Here is a 13,755-nt window from a genome sequence, read left to right as displayed (position 1 = left end):
CGGCTGGAGGCGCGGCTGGCCGCGATGGACGAGCTGGCCGACGTCCGCGACCGGCCCGGTGCGGGTGCCGCCGGTGGCCTGGGGGCCGCGCTGATGGCGCTCGGGGCCTCGGTCGCGTCCGGCGCGGGGCTGGTCCGGTCGCTGACCGGGCTGGACGCGGCGCTGGACCGCGCGGACCTGGCCGTCACCGGCGAGGGCAGCTTCGACTGGCAGTCGCTGCGCGGGAAGCTGGTGACCGCCGTGGCGGCGGGCGCGGCGGACCGGGGCGTGCCGTGCGTGGTCCTCGCGGGCCAGGTCACGGTGGGCAGGCGGGAGGCCGGGGCCGCGGGGGTGCAGGAGTCCTACGCGGTGGCCGAGCACGCCGGGTCGGTCGAGCGCAGCATGTCGGACCCGGCCGGCACCCTGGCCGACCTGGCCGCCGACGTGGCGAGGCAGTGGTCACACCCCCGGACCTGACGTCTGTGCGACCATGGGGGTAGGAACAAAGCGGGTGCTTCCCGTGTTCGCCGGAGTAGATGTACCCGGAATAGATCCCGCAAAGGACCTCTGAGGGAGAGCCATGACGACCGCTCAGGACGCAGTCACCCCTACTCCTGAAGCCCCGCCCACCCACGGCGTGAAGCTGACCGACGCGGCTGCCGTGAAGGCCAAGGCGCTGCTGGACCAGGAGGGGCGCGACGACATGCACTTGCGCATCGCCGTCCAGCCCGGTGGCTGCGCGGGGCTGCGTTACCAGCTGTTCTTCGACGAGCGCACGCTCGACGGCGACGCGCTGCGCGACTTCGACGGCCTGAAGGTGGCCGTCGACCGCATGAGCGCCCCGTACGTCGACGGCGCCGTGATCGACTTCGTCGACACGATCGAGAAGCAGGGTTTCACGATCGACAACCCGAACGCGGGCGGCTCGTGCGCCTGCGGCGACTCGTTCCACTGATCGACCGCTGGAACCGCAGATCGGGAAGGGCCCCTGCCTCACGGCGGGGGCCCTTCCCGTTGTCTTGGGGGGGCATGACGCGCCACCGTGCGCCACCTGCGTGGGTCGTGCCCGCAGGGGCCCGGTCGGGGACCGGCCTCAGACGTAGACCTCCAGGTCAGCGACCTGGTCGTAGTTGGCGTCGTCCACCCGCCACGGCGCGGCGGCACGGGGCTCCGGGAGGGGCTTGGCCTCGCCGCGCAGCTCCCGCGGCAGGTCGGTGCAGTCCTCGATCAGCTCGGCCAGGGTGTCCGCCTCGGTGTTCCTCACCCTCCGACCGTATTCGGGTAAATCGGTTGACAGAAGCCCTACCGGGCGGTAGTCGTCCGGCAGGGCTTCATCTCACACGTGTCCCCTCACACGTGCGCGGCCAGCGGCGGCGCCGGGACCGGGGTGGTCGACCGGGCGGTGACCCGGCCGACCACCAGGGCCACCCCCACGCCGAGGACGGTTGACACGCCGCCGACGGTCCCGACCCACCGCAGGCCGAGCCCGCTGGTCAGCACCACGCCGCCGAGCATCGGGCCCAGCGCCGCGGCCACGTTGAACGCGGAGATGTTCACCGAGGCGACCAGCCCGGACGCCGAACCCGCCTGCCCCATCAGGTAGGTGTGGATCAGCGGACCGGCGGTGAACGCGCTGGCGCCCAGCACGAACACGCTCACCACCGCCGCCACCCTGCTCTCCAGCATCACTCCCTGGGCGAGCAGCGCCACGCCGAGCACGGCCAGCGGGATCGGCAGCACCCGCGCGATGCGGTGCGGCGCCACCTTGCCCGCCAGCGTGCTGCCGACGAGCGTGCCCACGCCGTAGACCAGCAGCACGGCGGTCACCCAGCCGGGCGCGAACCCGCTGACCTCGCGCAACGCGGGCGCGACGTAGGTGAACGCGGTGATCAGGCCGGTGAACGACAGGACCGTGGTGGCCAGGCCGAGCAGCACGGTCCGCCGGCCGAACGCGAACAGGCTGGCCCGCACGCCGGGGTCCGGCTCGTGCGCCACCTTCGGCGTGCCGAGCAGGACGCCCAGCAGACCGATCGCGGTCAGGGCGGCGACCAGCACGAACGACGCCCGCCAGCCGTAGTTCTGGCCGATCAGGGTGCCGAGCGGGATGCCGAGGATGGTGGACAGCGCGACGCCGTTGACGACCTTGGCGATGGCCGCGGTCTGCTTGTCCGGCGGCGCGGCGGCGATGGCGACCTGCGAGGCCACCGCGAAGAACAGGCCCTGGGCCAGCGCGGCGACCATGCGCGCGGTCATGAGCAGGGTGTAGTCGTCGGCGAGGGCGCTGCCCAGGGAGGCCAGCAGTGCCAGCGCCATGACGGAGATCAGGAGCTTGCGGCGCGCGATGCGCCCGGTGAGCACGGTGAGCACCGGACCGCCCACCGCGACGGAGACGGCGTACGCGGTCACGAGCAGGCCTGCGGTCGGCACGTCCACGCCGAGGTCGGAGGCGACCTCCGGGAGGACCCCGACGATGATGAACTCGGATGTCCCCACGGCGAAGGCGCTGAGCATCAGGATGAAGGCGATCACGACGACGACGCTAAAGTGTGACACTGACGTCAGGGTCAAGGTTGCGTGATCGAACGCTCTTTCGGGCAGGGGTGGGAATAAGTGCGGATCGGGGAGCTCGCGGAGAGGACCGGCACCACGGTGCGCATGCTGCGCTACTACGACCAGCAGGGACTGCTGACGCCCCAGCGCACGGAGTCCCGCTACCGCGTCTACGACGAGTCGGACGTCGAGCGCGTCCGCAGCGTCCGCTGCCTCATCGGCGCGGGCCTGAACGTGCGCCTGGCGCGGCTCGTGCTCGCGCACGCGTTCGACCAGGACGTCGAGCTGCCCGAGGACGAGGCGGGCTGCGTGCCGCTGCTGCGCCTGCTGGACGAGGAGCTGACCTCGGTCGACGCGCGCATCGAGCAGCTGACCCGCACCAAGGACCACCTCTCCAGGCTGGTGGTCGACGTGACCCGGATCATGCGGGAGAAGGTCGGCCCGGAACTCGCCGCCGACTGCCGGCCCCAGGAGGTCGGCAAGGCCGGCTGAACGACCCGCACACGACGAGAGGCCCCCGGCACGTGCGCCGGGGGCCTCTCGCGTCAGCCAAGTCTCAGAGCTTGACGGGGTAGTGCGGCTCCGGGACCACCGGGCGGATCCGGCCCTCCACGAAGATGCCGTGCCAGATCATGAACACCAGCAGCGCCCAGATCCGGCGGCTGTTGTCCGCGACGCCCGACCGGTGCTCCTCGATGACCCGCAGCACGGCGCCCTTGTCGAGGTACTGGTCGGTCTGCGACTGGCGCACGTGCTCCACCGCCCAGTCGTGCATCTCGTCCTTCAGCCAGTGCCGGATCGGCACCGGGAAGCCCAGCTTGCGCCGGTTCAGCACGTGCGCGGGCACGATGTCGCGGATCGCCCGGCGCAGCGCGTGCTTGGTCGTCTCCTTCGTGAGCTTGAGCTCCGAGGGCACCTGCGACGCGATCCGGAAGACCTCCGGGTCCAGGAACGGCACCCGCAGCTCCAGCGAGTTCGCCATCGTCATCTTGTCGGCCTTGACCAGGATGTCGCCCCGCAGCCACGTGAACAGGTCCACGTGCTGCATCCGCGTCACCGGGTCCCAGTTCTCGGACTCCCGGTACGGCTGCGCGGTCACGTCCTTGTGCGACACGTTCGGGTCGTACGTGCGCAGCACCTGCCGCAGCTGGTCGTCCATGAAGATCCGGGCGTTGCCGTAGTAGCGCTCCTCCAGCGTGAGCGCGCCCCGGCGCAGCAGGTCCTTGCCCCGCACGCCCTGCGGGATCTTCGTGGACACCTTGCCCATGGCCTTGCGCAACGCGCCCGGCACCCGCTCGAACGGCGCCAGCGACAGCGGCTCGCGGTAGATCGTGTAGCCGCCGAACAGCTCGTCCGCGCCCTCGCCCGACAGCACGACCTTCACGTGCTCGCGCGCCTCGCGGGCGATGAACCACAGCGGCACCAGCGCCGGGTCCGCCACCGGGTCGTCCAGGTACCACGTGATCAGCGGCAGGGCGTCCATCATCTCCTGCGCCGTCACCGCCCGGACCACGTGCTTGACCCCGATCGCGGCGGCCGACTCGGCGGCCACGTCGATCTCCGAGTAGCCCTGCCGCTCGAACCCGGTGGTGAACGTGATCAGGTCCGGGTTGTGCTCCTTGGCCAGCGCCGCGACCACGGTCGAGTCGATGCCGCCGGACAGGAACGAGCCGACCGTCACGTCGGCGCGCATGTGCTTGGCGACCGAGTCGCGCAACGCCTCGGTGATCTCGTCGTACAGGCGGTTCTCGTCGGCCTCGCCGCGCACGGTCCGCGGCCGGAACGTGGCCGGGAAGTACCGCTCGACCACGGGCGTGCCGCCGGGCTTGAGCGTGAACGACGTGCCCGACTCGATGCGGTGGATCTCGCCCTGCAGCGACTCCGGCTCCGGCACGTACTGCAGGATCAGGTAGTGCTGGAGGGCCTTCTCGTCGACCTTCGGCCGGATGCCGATCGTCGGCGCCAGCTCCAGCACCGACTTCTTCTCGCTGGAGAGCGCCACGCCGCCGGGGCCCACCGCGTAGTACAGCGGCTTGATGCCGAACGGGTCGCGCGCGCCGAACACCACCCGACGCGCCTTGTCCCAGATCAGGAACGCGAACATGCCGCGCAGCCTCGCCACCGCGGCCGGGCCCCAGTAGTGGTACGCGGCCACGATCGTCTCGGTGTCACCGTCGGTGGCGAACACCGCGCCGAACTGCTTGGTCAGCTCCGCGCGCAGCTCCACGTAGTTGTAGATCTCGCCGTTGAACAGGATCGCGTAGCGACCCTGCTGGTCGTGCGGCCCCCAGTGCAGGGGCTGGTGCGAGTGCTCGATGTCGATGATGGACAGGCGGTTGAAGCCGAAGACGACCTCACCGCCCTGCCAGGTGCCACTCTCGTCGGGGCCGCGGTGGCGCATGCAGCGCAGTGCCCCCGCCACCGCCGAACGCGCCCGCTCGGCCGAGTTCTCGTCAGGGCAAACCAGTCCTACCAGGCCACACACGCGGTAACACCTTTCGAGTCGTGTGGAGAAGACCCCAGTATGCCGGGGGCCCCGTGTGTGACCGAAACTGCACTCCACGGGGGCAGCCCCCGACGGGTGACGTGCGGTGCGCTGAGCTACGCTCCCGCATGATCCGGCACGGGGCGCAACCACACCCCTGCCTGCGAGCTTTGAGTAGCGGTTGAGGGCGACTGAGGAGGCGGCGAGCAGTGGGCCTGAAGGAGGGCACCAGGGCAGCCCGGCTGGCGAAGGTCGGCGGGCTGGTCGGCCTGGTCGGCGTCGGGGCCACGGGTTGCTCCACGGAAGAGGTGCTGCGCTTCGGTTGGCCGGTGGCCGTGACGCCGCAGGCCGAGCGGATGCGCGAGCTGTGGACGTGGTCGGTCGTCGCGGCGCTCGTGGTCGGCGTGATCGTGTGGGGCCTGATCCTCTGGTCGGTGGCGTTCCACCGCAAGAAGAGCGAGGAGCTGCCCCGCCAGGTCGCCTACAACCTGCCGCTGGAGCTCGTGCTGCTGGTCGTGCCGACGATCATCGTCGCGGTGCTGTTCTACTTCACCGCGGTGACGCAGAACTTCGTCACGGACAAGTCCGAGAACCCGGACGTCACGGTCGACGTGATCGCGTTCCAGTGGAACTGGGAGTTCCAGTACCCCCAGTACAAGACCGAGGAAGCCGACCTGCCCGTCAGCACCGTCGGCTCGTCCGGCGAGATCCCGCTGCTGGTGGTGCCGCAGGGCAAGGTCATCCGGTTCAACCTGCGCTCGACCGACGTCATCCACTCGTTCTTCGTGCCGGAGTTCCACTTCAAGCGGGACGTCTTCCCCGAGCCGGAGAAGAACAACCAGGACAACTCGTTCCAGATCGACCGGATCGACCGCACCGGGTCGTTCGTCGGTCGTTGCGCCGAGCTGTGCGGCGTCTACCACGCCGTGATGAACTTCGAGGTCAGGGCGCTGTCACCGGAGGACTTCGACCGCTACATCCAGCTTCGGCAGCAGACGAACGACGACACCGGGCAGCCCTACACGGCCGCCGAGGCGCTGACCGAGATGAACTGCGGCGAGCTGTGCACGCCGCACGCCGTGACGACCAAGCCCTTCGACACCGACCGGACTGTCCGCGAGGCGTCCGACGGTGGGAAGTAGGAGGACGCTGCGATGAAGGTCGAAGCCCGCATCTTTGACTTGGTGATGGGGTTCTCGTTCCTCATGGCCGTCGTGTACGGCTACTGGACGTGGCAGGACCAGGGGTTCGTCGAGCCCGCGGGCACGGTGGCGCTCGCGCTGACCGGCGGGTTGGCGCTGATCGTCGGCACGTACTTCCGGTTCGTCGCCCGGCGGATCGAGGTCCGGCCCGAGGACAACGCGGACGCCGAGATCAGCGACGGCGCCGGTGAGCTGGGCTTCTTCAGCCCTGGCAGCTACTGGCCGATCGGCCTGGCGGCGGCCGCCGCGACGACGGGCCTGGCGCTGGCGTTCTGGCACGTCTGGCTGCTGGTGATCGCGGTCGTGCTGGTGCTGATCGCCGTCGGCGGTCTGGTGTTCGAGTACCACACCGGTCCGAACCACGACTGAGCACACGCTTGCGAAGGGGGTCACCCGCTCGGGTGGCCCCCTTCGTCACGTCCGGGTGGTCAGGCGGCCGCGTTCGAGCCCTGGTAGCTGTCCACGTACTCCTGTTCGGACAGTTCCAGGATGCGGTAGACGATCTCGTCGGTGACCGAGCGCAGCACCGGCAGCGACTCGTGCATGCCCGCGTAGCGGTCGAAGCGCAGCGGCTCGCCGAAGCGGATGGTGACCGGTTGGACGCGGGGCAGCCTGCGGTCCACCGGCTGCACCCTGTCCGTGCCGATGAGACCGACCGGGACGACCGGGGCGCCGGACTCCAGCGCCATCCGCGCCACGCCGGTGCGACCCCGGTGCAGGCGACCGTCCAGCGAGCGCGTGCCCTCCGGGTAGATGGCGAACGCGCCACCACCGTCCAGGATGTCCTTCGCGGTGTCCAACGAGGCCCTGGCGGCCCGGCCGAGCCCGCGGCGGACGGGGACGTGGCCCAGGGAGCCGAAGAAGTACCGGGAGAGGGCTCCCTTGACGCCCTTGCCCTCGAAGTACTCGGCCTTGGCCAGGAACGAGACGCGGCGCGGCACCACCATCGGGATGACGATGCTGTCGATGAACGACAGGTGGTTCGGCGCGAGGATCACCGGACCGTCGGCGGGCACGTTCTCCAGCCCCTCGACCGTCGGCCGGTAGACCAGCCGCGCCGTGGGCGCCACCACTCGCTTCATCACCGTGTAGAGCATGCTGACAGCATGACCGGCCGCTGTTGCGCGGCGGTGAAAAGGTGGCCGTCATCTCGGACCGGTCGCCCGTTCGGGCCGGAGCCCGGCCGTGGCCGCCGCCGACGTCCGTCCCGATCCACTCGGGACGGACCTCGTCGAGGGCCTTCAGGCGTTCGCCAGGGCGTCCTTCAGTTCGGACGACCGCGCCGCCCACCGCCGCAGCAGGTCCGCCGCCGCGCCCGAGTCGATCGCCTCCGCGGCCCGCACCAGCGCACCGGCCAGGTCCGCGTGCAGGTCGCCCGAGAGCCCGCTGTGCGCCGCGATCGCGCCCGCCGCGTTCAGCAGCACCGCGTCCCGCACCGCGCCCGGCTTGCCCGCCACCAGGTCGCGCACCACCTCGGCGTTCACCGAGGCGTCACCGCCCCTGAGGTCGTCGGCCAGCGCCGGGGCGATGCCCAGCACCGACGGGTCGATCCGGTCGGTGCGCACCTCGCCGCCGTCGGCCACCCACACCGACGTCGTGGTGGTCGTGGTGATCTCGTCCATGCCGTCGTCACCGCGCACGACCAGCGTGGTGTTGCCCCGACGTGCGAAGACGCCCGCGACCAGCGGTGCGAACGCCACCCGGGCGCACCCCACCAGACCGGTCTTGGGCTGCGCCGGGTTCGTCAGCGGCCCGAGCAGGTTGAACGCCGTCGGGATGCCGATCTCGCGCCGCGGGCCGCCCGCGTGCCGGAAACCGGGGTGGAACACCGGGGCGAAGCAGAACCCGATGCCCAGGTCCTCGACCGTCTGCTGCACGCCCAGCGGCGGCAGGTCGATGGCCACGCCCAGCGCCTCCAGCACGTCCGCCGTGCCGCACTTGGACGACGCCGCGCGGTTGCCGTGCTTGACCACCGGCACGCCGGCGGCGGCCGTGACGATCGCCGCCATGGTCGAGATGTTCACCGAGCTGGAGCCGTCACCGCCCGTGCCGACGATGTCCGCCGCGCGCACGTCCACGGTGAACCGCCGGGCGTGCCCGAGCATCATCGTGGCGATGCCGTCGACCTCTTCCGGGGTCTCGCCCTTCGAGCGCAGCGCGACCGCGAACGCGGCGATCTGCGCCGGGGTGGCGGCGCCGGACATCACCTGGTCCATCGCCCAGGCCGTGTCGTCCTGGGTCAGGTCGACGCGGTCCACCAGCTGGTTCAGCAGTAACGGCCAGGTGCGCTCCACGGCGCCATCAGCCCCGGACGACGGGCAGCGCCGTCGAGCGCAGCACCTCGGCCACGGTCTCGGCGGCGGCCAGCGGGTCGAGCGGGTGCACCAGCACCGCGTCCGCCTGCGACCACGTCGCCAGCCACCGGTCGTCCTTGCGACGCACCGCCACGACGATCGGCGGGCAGTCGGTGATCTCGTTCTTCAGCTGCCGGGACAGGCCCATGCCGCCGGTCGGCTGCGCCTCGCCGTCGAGGATGGCCAGGTCGACGCCACCCTGGTCCGCCTCGTACAGGACGTCGGCGACGGTGCCCGCCTCGACGTACTCGACGCGGCCCAGGTCGGGCGCGGGACGGCGACCCACCGCAGTGATGATCGTCTCACGCACCTCGGGGCGGTGGCTGAACACCAGGATCCTGGTCGTCTGCGTGCTCATCTGCGCGATCCTCCGGCGGGTCGGGTGCCAGGTGGGTGCAGATGCTATCCGGCTAACGCGCTGTGACTTGCAGTGCGTCCCACCCCGTCCAGTCGCCGCCCAGCCGCTGGGCCAGGCTCGCCATCCGGGCGCGTTCCTGGGCGCAGTGCAACGCGTCGAGCCGCTGCACCCGCAACGCCTGCCAGTGCCCGTCGTGACGCAGCTCCCAGCCGTCCGGCGTGAGCAGCTCGCGGGCGCGTTCTACCTGGTCAGGGGGCAGGACGAGGTGGTGGCGCAGCACCGCGGGCTCGTCCGGCCGCCAGCGCGGCGACCGCGCCAGCGCCGCCGAATCGGCCTCCGCGACGTCGAACGCCTCCACCACCACCTCCAGACCGGGTGAATCGATCCCCAGCGCGGGTCCACCCCGCCGCGCGCGCCGATCACGCAACCGGCTCAACAACCCCATGACGTCCTCACCCTGCGTGTGACCCAGATGACCTGCGGACGCGCCCCGGACCCGATGGGCGGGACGAAAACCTGCAAGCAATAATGCGTCGTGTGACAACGGCAGCGCCCTCAATCGGCCAGCGCGTGCACTCGCTGAACCGCCCGAACATGGTCAGCGTCGGCACGATCGTCTGGCTGTCCAGTGAGCTCATGTTCTTCGCGGGGCTCTTCGCCATGTTCTTCACGGTGAAGGCCCAGAACGAGGGGCACTGGCCACCAGAGCCGACCGAGCTGAACGTGCCCTACGCACTGTTCTTCACGATCATCCTGGTGGCGTCCTCGTTCACCTGCCAGTGGGGCGTGTTCGCCGCCGAGCGGGGTGACGTGTTCGGTCTGCGCCGCTGGTACATCGTGACGCTGATCATGGGCGCGATCTTCGTCGCCGGCCAGGCCGGTGAGTACACCAACCTCGTGCACGAGGGCACCACGATCCCCGGCTCCGCCTACGGCACCGTGTTCTACCTGACGACCGGCTTCCACGGCCTGCACGTGATCGGTGGTCTGATCGCGTTCGGCTACCTGCTGGTCCGCACGAAGCTGAGCAAGTTCACGCCCGCGCAGGCGACCTCCGCGATCGTCGTGTCGTACTACTGGCACTTCGTCGACGTCGTCTGGATCGGCTTGTTCGCCGTCATCTACATCGTGCCCTGACCAGCTCGAACCCCGAACTCACACCAGCAAGGGTTGCCGCACACATGACCACCAACACCACACGGGCCCGTAAGCGCAGCACCAAGCTGCGCAGGCGGATCTCGGGCCTGCTCGCGCTGGGCTTCGCGCTGCTGGCCGCGGGCTTCCTGTTCAGCGCCCTCGCGCCTCAGCCGCAGACCGCGCAGGCGCAGGACGACCCGGCGCAGGTGCGACTGGGCGAGCAGCTCTACAACAACACCTGCATCACCTGTCACGGCAAGAACCTCGACGGCGTCGAGGACCGCGGCCCCAGCCTGATCGGCGTGGGCGAGGCGTCGGTGTACTTCCAGGTGTCCTCCGGCCGCATGCCGCTGGCCCGCCAGGAGGCGCAGGCGCAGCGCAAGCCCGCCAAGTTCACCCCGGAGGAGGTGGACGCGCTCGGCGCGTTCATCCAGTCCCGCGGCGGCGGTCCGCAGACCCCCGAGGAGCGCGGCGAGGCGCTGCGCGGCGAGGACCCGGCCCGCGGCGGCGAGCTGTTCCGCCTCAACTGCGCGGCGTGCCACAACTTCACCGGCCGCGGCGGGGCGCTGTCGTCCGGCAAGTTCGCGCCCGAGCTCGACGGGGTCACCGAGGAGCAGATCTACACGGCGATGCTCACGGGCCCGCAGAACATGCCGAAGTTCTCCGACCGGCAGCTCACGTCGGAGGAGAAGAAGGACATCATCGCTTACATCAAGTCGGTGACCGACGGGAACAACAACCCCGGCGGCGCCCCCCTCGGCGGCCTCGGGCCGGTTTCGGAGGGCCTGATCGCGTTCATCGTGGGTATCGCCGCCCTGATCGGCGTGACCCTCTGGATCGGAGCCAAGGCATGAGCGGCGAGAAGCCGAGCAACGTGCCCAGCGAGGCGGACCTCGCCGGGATGAGTCGTGACGAGCTGGTGAAGCTCGGCACGAACCTGGACGGCGTCGAGCTCGTCCACTACGAGGAGCGGTGGCCGGTCAAGGGCACCCGCGCCGAGAAGCGCGCCGAGCGCGGTGTGGCCCTGTGGTTCGCCATCGCCGCGCTGGCCGGTCTCGCGTTCCTCGCCGCGTTCCTCTTCTGGCCCTGGAAGTACGAGGCGCCCAACACCGAGCACCACTTCCTGTACAGCCTGTACACGCCGGTCATCGGCCTCACGCTCGGCCTGTCGATCCTCGGCCTGGGCGTCGGCGCGCTGCTGTACACGAAGAAGTTCATCCCCGAGGAGCTGGCGGTCCAGCAGCGCCACGACGGCGGGTCGTCCGAGATCGACAAGGCCACCGTGCTCGCGGAGCTGGCGGACGCGGGCAACCGGTCCGGCATCGCCCGCCGCTCGCTGATCAAGCGCACCGCGGGCCTCGGCGCCGGCATCTTCGGCCTCGGCGTGCTGGCCGTGCCGCTGGGCGGGCTGATCCGCAACCCGTGGGCCGACAGCGACTCCAAGGACTCGCTCTGGCACACCGGCTGGAAGTCGGAGAACGGCGAGAAGGTCTACCTGCGCAACTACACGGGCAAGCCGCACGAGGTCCAGCTCCTGCGGCCGGAGGACGTGGAGGCGGGCGGCTACCTGACCGTCTTCCCGTTCCGCGAGTCCGAGCGCGACGACGAGCACGCCCTGATCGCCGCGGTGAAGCGGGTCGACAACCCGGTCCTGCTGCTGAAGTTCCGTCCCGGCCAGGAGATCGTCAAGCGCGCCGGCCAGGAGGACTTCAACTACGGCGACCTGTACGCCTACTCGAAGATCTGCACCCACCTGGGCTGCCCGGCCTCCCTGTACGAGCAGCAGACCGGTTTGCTGCTGTGCCCGTGCCACCAGTCGCAGTTCGACGTCTTCCACTACGCGAAGCCGCGGTTCGGTCCGGCGACCCGTGCGCTGCCGCAGCTTCCCATCACGGTGGACGAGGACGGATACTTGATTGCCCGCGGCGACTTCATCGAGGCTGTGGGTCCGGCGTTCTGGGAGCGTAAATCATGAGCGGCATCACCACGCCGACCAAGCGGCAAGGAGGGGCTGCCCGCGCGGCGGGCGGTGCCGCGAAGTGGGCGGACGACCGGTTCCACATGGCCGGTGGCGTGCGCAAGCAGCTGAACAAGGTCTTCCCGACGCACTGGTCGTTCCTGCTCGGCGAGATCGCGCTCTACAGCTTCATCGTGCTGCTGCTGTCCGGCACGTACCTGGCGTTGTTCTTCGACCCTTCGATGGAAGAGGTCATCTACAACGGCACCTTCCACAACCTGCAGGGCATCCCGATGTCCCGCGCGTTCGAGTCGACCCTGCAGATCAGCTTCGACGTCCGGGGCGGTCTGTTCGTCCGCCAGGTGCACCACTGGGCCGCGCTGCTGTTCATGGGCGCGATCGTCGTGCACATGTTCCGGATCTTCTTCACGGGCGCGTTCCGCCGCCCGCGTGAGATCAACTGGGTCATCGGCATCGTGCTGTTCATGCTCGGCGCGATCGAGGGCTTCCTCGGCTACTCGCTGCCCGACGACCTGCTGTCCGGCACGGGCCTGCGCGTCATGGCGGGTCTGCTGATCTCCATCCCGGTCATCGGCACCTGGCTGAACTGGCTGGCCTTCGGCGGCGAGTTCCCCGGCACCGAGATCATCCCGCGGCTCTACACGCTGCACATCCTGGTCATCCCGGGCATCATCCTGGCGCTGATCGCGGTGCACCTGGGCGTCGTCTGGTACCAGAAGCACACGCAGTTCCCCGGCGTCGGCCGCAAGGAGACCAACGTCGTCGGCGTGCGCATCATGCCGGTGTTCGCGGCCAAGGGCGGCGGTTTCTTCGCGCTGGTCGTGGGCCTGACCGCGATCATGGGCGGCGTGTTCCAGATCAACCCGGTGTGGAACTTCGGCCCGTACAACGCCGGTCAGGTGTCGGCGGGCGTGCAGCCCGACTGGTACATGGGCTGGACCGACGGCCTGATCCGCCTCTGGCCCGCGTGGGAGCTCTACCTGGGCAACTACACGGTGCCCGAGCCGTTCCTGCCGTTCATGCTCGGCCTGCCGCTGCTGACCGGTCTCGCCGCGGTGTACCCGTGGATCGAGCGGAAGCTGACCAAGGACTACGCGCACCACAACCTGCTTCAGCGCCCGCGTGACGTGCCGGTCCGGACGTCGCTCGGCGCCATGGCGATCGCGTACTTCATGGTGCTGCTGCTCTCGGGCGGCAACGACATCATCGCGATGAAGTTCGACATCTCGCTGAACGCGATGACGTGGATGGGTCGCATCGGCATGCTCCTCGTGCCGCCGCTGACCTACTTCATCACCTACCGCATCTGCATCGGCATGCAGCGCGCGGACCGCGAGGTGCTGGAGCACGGCGTGGAGACGGGCATCATCAAGCGCCTGCCGCACGGCGAGTTCATCGAGGTCCACCAGCCGCTGGGCCCGGTGGACGACCACGGCCACCCGCTGCCGCTGGCCTACCAGGGCGCATCGGTGCCGAAGAAGATGAACAAGCTGGGTTCGGCCGGGCACCCGGTGCCGGGCAGCTTCTTCACCCCGGACCCGCCGGAGGAGACCACCGCCCTCACCCGTGCGCGGGCCGAGAGGGGTGTCTCGGGCGATGCCCTGAGCGCCGAGAACAAGCCCGCGGGCGAGCTGGCCGGGAAGCCGGCCCAGCCCGAGGACTGAGCGCGAGTCGACGAAGGCCCCGCACCGGTGAGGTGCGGGGCCTTCTCG

At 70.1% G+C, this 13,755-nt stretch carries 16 protein-coding genes; 9 read left to right on the top strand and 7 right to left on the bottom strand.

From position 1 onward, the window contains the following. Positions 1 to 456, top strand: a 456-nt coding sequence (locus AB0G02_RS17170) for a glycerate kinase (RefSeq protein WP_360794845.1), incomplete at its 5' end; no start/stop codon positions are given. A gap of 103 nt (positions 457 to 559) precedes the next feature. Continuing rightward, positions 560 to 934, top strand: coding sequence for an iron-sulfur cluster assembly accessory protein (locus AB0G02_RS17165; RefSeq protein WP_360794842.1), 375 nt, complete (start codon positions 560 to 562; stop codon positions 932 to 934). 138 nt (positions 935 to 1,072) lie between these two features. On the opposite strand, the gene AB0G02_RS17160 is transcribed toward AB0G02_RS17165, so the two are convergent. Together AB0G02_RS17160 and AB0G02_RS17155 are read right to left on the bottom strand one after the other, a co-directional pair. Beyond that, positions 1,073 to 1,243: a hypothetical protein gene (locus AB0G02_RS17160; RefSeq protein WP_360794839.1), complete on the bottom strand. Its 171-nt coding sequence runs from the start codon at positions 1,241 to 1,243 to the stop codon at positions 1,073 to 1,075. Positions 1,244 to 1,329: 86 nt separating this feature from the next. Next, positions 1,330 to 2,508, bottom strand: a complete 1,179-nt coding sequence (locus AB0G02_RS17155) for an MFS transporter (protein WP_360794836.1) — start codon at positions 2,506 to 2,508, stop codon at positions 1,330 to 1,332. Positions 2,509 to 2,589: 81 nt separating this feature from the next. Between AB0G02_RS17155 and AB0G02_RS17150 the strand changes: the two genes are divergently transcribed. Beyond that, positions 2,590 to 3,021 carry a MerR family transcriptional regulator gene (locus AB0G02_RS17150; protein WP_360794833.1) on the top strand — a complete coding sequence of 144 codons (432 nt, stop codon included), beginning with the start codon at positions 2,590 to 2,592 and terminating at the stop codon, positions 3,019 to 3,021. A 64-nt stretch (positions 3,022 to 3,085) separates the two neighbouring features. On the opposite strand, the gene asnB is transcribed toward AB0G02_RS17150, so the two are convergent. Beyond that, the gene (asnB, locus tag AB0G02_RS17145; protein WP_360794830.1) at positions 3,086 to 5,014 is read right to left on the bottom strand and encodes an asparagine synthase (glutamine-hydrolyzing); all 1,929 of its coding nucleotides are present in this window, start codon (positions 5,012 to 5,014) and stop codon (positions 3,086 to 3,088) included. A gap of 209 nt (positions 5,015 to 5,223) precedes the next feature. Between asnB and coxB the strand changes: the two genes are divergently transcribed. Both coxB and AB0G02_RS17135 read left to right on the top strand, forming a co-directional pair. Next, on the top strand, positions 5,224 to 6,156 hold the full coding sequence (coxB, locus tag AB0G02_RS17140; RefSeq protein ID WP_360794827.1) for a cytochrome c oxidase subunit II: 933 nt from the start codon (positions 5,224 to 5,226) through the stop codon (positions 6,154 to 6,156). A 12-nt stretch (positions 6,157 to 6,168) separates the two neighbouring features. After that, positions 6,169 to 6,585, top strand: a complete 417-nt coding sequence (locus AB0G02_RS17135; RefSeq protein ID WP_360794824.1) for a cytochrome c oxidase subunit 4 — start codon at positions 6,169 to 6,171, stop codon at positions 6,583 to 6,585. Between the two features lie 59 nt (positions 6,586 to 6,644). On the opposite strand, the gene AB0G02_RS17130 is transcribed toward AB0G02_RS17135, so the two are convergent. The 4 genes from AB0G02_RS17130 to AB0G02_RS17115 all read right to left on the bottom strand — a co-directional run bounded on the left by AB0G02_RS17130 (position 6,645) and on the right by AB0G02_RS17115 (position 9,373). Then, on the bottom strand, positions 6,645 to 7,313 hold the full coding sequence (locus AB0G02_RS17130) for a lysophospholipid acyltransferase family protein (RefSeq protein WP_360794821.1): 669 nt from the start codon (positions 7,311 to 7,313) through the stop codon (positions 6,645 to 6,647). Positions 7,314 to 7,457: 144 nt separating this feature from the next. Then, positions 7,458 to 8,510 (bottom strand): anthranilate phosphoribosyltransferase, encoded by a 1,053-nt coding sequence (gene trpD, locus AB0G02_RS17125; RefSeq protein ID WP_360794818.1) that lies wholly within the window; start codon positions 8,508 to 8,510, stop codon positions 7,458 to 7,460. A 7-nt stretch (positions 8,511 to 8,517) separates the two neighbouring features. Beyond that, the gene (locus tag AB0G02_RS17120) at positions 8,518 to 8,928 is read right to left on the bottom strand and encodes a hypothetical protein (protein WP_360794815.1); all 411 of its coding nucleotides are present in this window, start codon (positions 8,926 to 8,928) and stop codon (positions 8,518 to 8,520) included. 52 nt (positions 8,929 to 8,980) lie between these two features. After that, the gene (locus tag AB0G02_RS17115) at positions 8,981 to 9,373 is read right to left on the bottom strand and encodes a hypothetical protein (RefSeq protein ID WP_360794812.1); all 393 of its coding nucleotides are present in this window, start codon (positions 9,371 to 9,373) and stop codon (positions 8,981 to 8,983) included. Between the two features lie 83 nt (positions 9,374 to 9,456). Here AB0G02_RS17115 and AB0G02_RS17110 point away from each other — a divergent pair, with 83 nt between their 5' ends. From AB0G02_RS17110 to AB0G02_RS17095, 4 genes are read left to right on the top strand one after another with little or no spacing between them, the layout of a single operon-like run. Then, positions 9,457 to 10,065, top strand: a complete 609-nt coding sequence (locus AB0G02_RS17110; protein WP_360794809.1) for a heme-copper oxidase subunit III — start codon at positions 9,457 to 9,459, stop codon at positions 10,063 to 10,065. A gap of 44 nt (positions 10,066 to 10,109) precedes the next feature. Continuing rightward, positions 10,110 to 10,919, top strand: a complete 810-nt coding sequence (locus AB0G02_RS17105) for a cytochrome c (protein ID WP_360794806.1) — start codon at positions 10,110 to 10,112, stop codon at positions 10,917 to 10,919. Then, the gene (locus AB0G02_RS17100) at positions 10,916 to 12,040 is read left to right on the top strand and encodes a ubiquinol-cytochrome c reductase iron-sulfur subunit (protein ID WP_360794803.1); all 1,125 of its coding nucleotides are present in this window, start codon (positions 10,916 to 10,918) and stop codon (positions 12,038 to 12,040) included. Before AB0G02_RS17105 ends, AB0G02_RS17100 begins: the two co-directional genes overlap by 4 nt. Continuing rightward, positions 12,037 to 13,707, top strand: coding sequence for a cytochrome bc complex cytochrome b subunit (locus AB0G02_RS17095; RefSeq protein WP_360794800.1), 1,671 nt, complete (start codon positions 12,037 to 12,039; stop codon positions 13,705 to 13,707). Before AB0G02_RS17100 ends, AB0G02_RS17095 begins: the two co-directional genes overlap by 4 nt. Positions 13,708 to 13,755 lie beyond the last annotated feature (48 nt).

The organism is Actinosynnema sp. NPDC023658, from assembly GCF_040639995.1.
Lineage (GTDB): Bacteria > Actinomycetota > Actinomycetes > Mycobacteriales > Pseudonocardiaceae > Actinosynnema.
The sequence above is the reverse complement of the archived record's forward strand: the minus strand, read 5'-3'. Positions and strand labels throughout refer to the sequence as shown.

Excerpts from the sequence above, each read along its gene's own strand:
- AB0G02_RS17165 (WP_360794842.1), top strand. The coding sequence starts at position 560 with ATGACGACCGCTCAGGACGCAGTCACCCCTACTCCTGAAGCCCCGCCC.
- AB0G02_RS17135 (WP_360794824.1), top strand. The coding sequence starts at position 6,169 with ATGAAGGTCGAAGCCCGCATCTTTGACTTGGTGATGGGGTTCTCGTTC.
- AB0G02_RS17130 (WP_360794821.1), bottom strand. The coding sequence starts at position 7,313 with ATGCTCTACACGGTGATGAAGCGAGTGGTGGCGCCCACGGCGCGGCTG.
- AB0G02_RS17120 (WP_360794815.1), bottom strand. The coding sequence starts at position 8,928 with ATGAGCACGCAGACGACCAGGATCCTGGTGTTCAGCCACCGCCCCGAG.
- AB0G02_RS17115 (WP_360794812.1), bottom strand. The coding sequence starts at position 9,373 with ATGGGGTTGTTGAGCCGGTTGCGTGATCGGCGCGCGCGGCGGGGTGGA.
- AB0G02_RS17110 (WP_360794809.1), top strand. The coding sequence starts at position 9,457 with ATGCGTCGTGTGACAACGGCAGCGCCCTCAATCGGCCAGCGCGTGCAC.
- AB0G02_RS17105 (WP_360794806.1), top strand. The coding sequence starts at position 10,110 with ATGACCACCAACACCACACGGGCCCGTAAGCGCAGCACCAAGCTGCGC.
- AB0G02_RS17100 (WP_360794803.1), top strand. The coding sequence starts at position 10,916 with ATGAGCGGCGAGAAGCCGAGCAACGTGCCCAGCGAGGCGGACCTCGCC.
- AB0G02_RS17095 (WP_360794800.1), top strand. The coding sequence starts at position 12,037 with ATGAGCGGCATCACCACGCCGACCAAGCGGCAAGGAGGGGCTGCCCGC.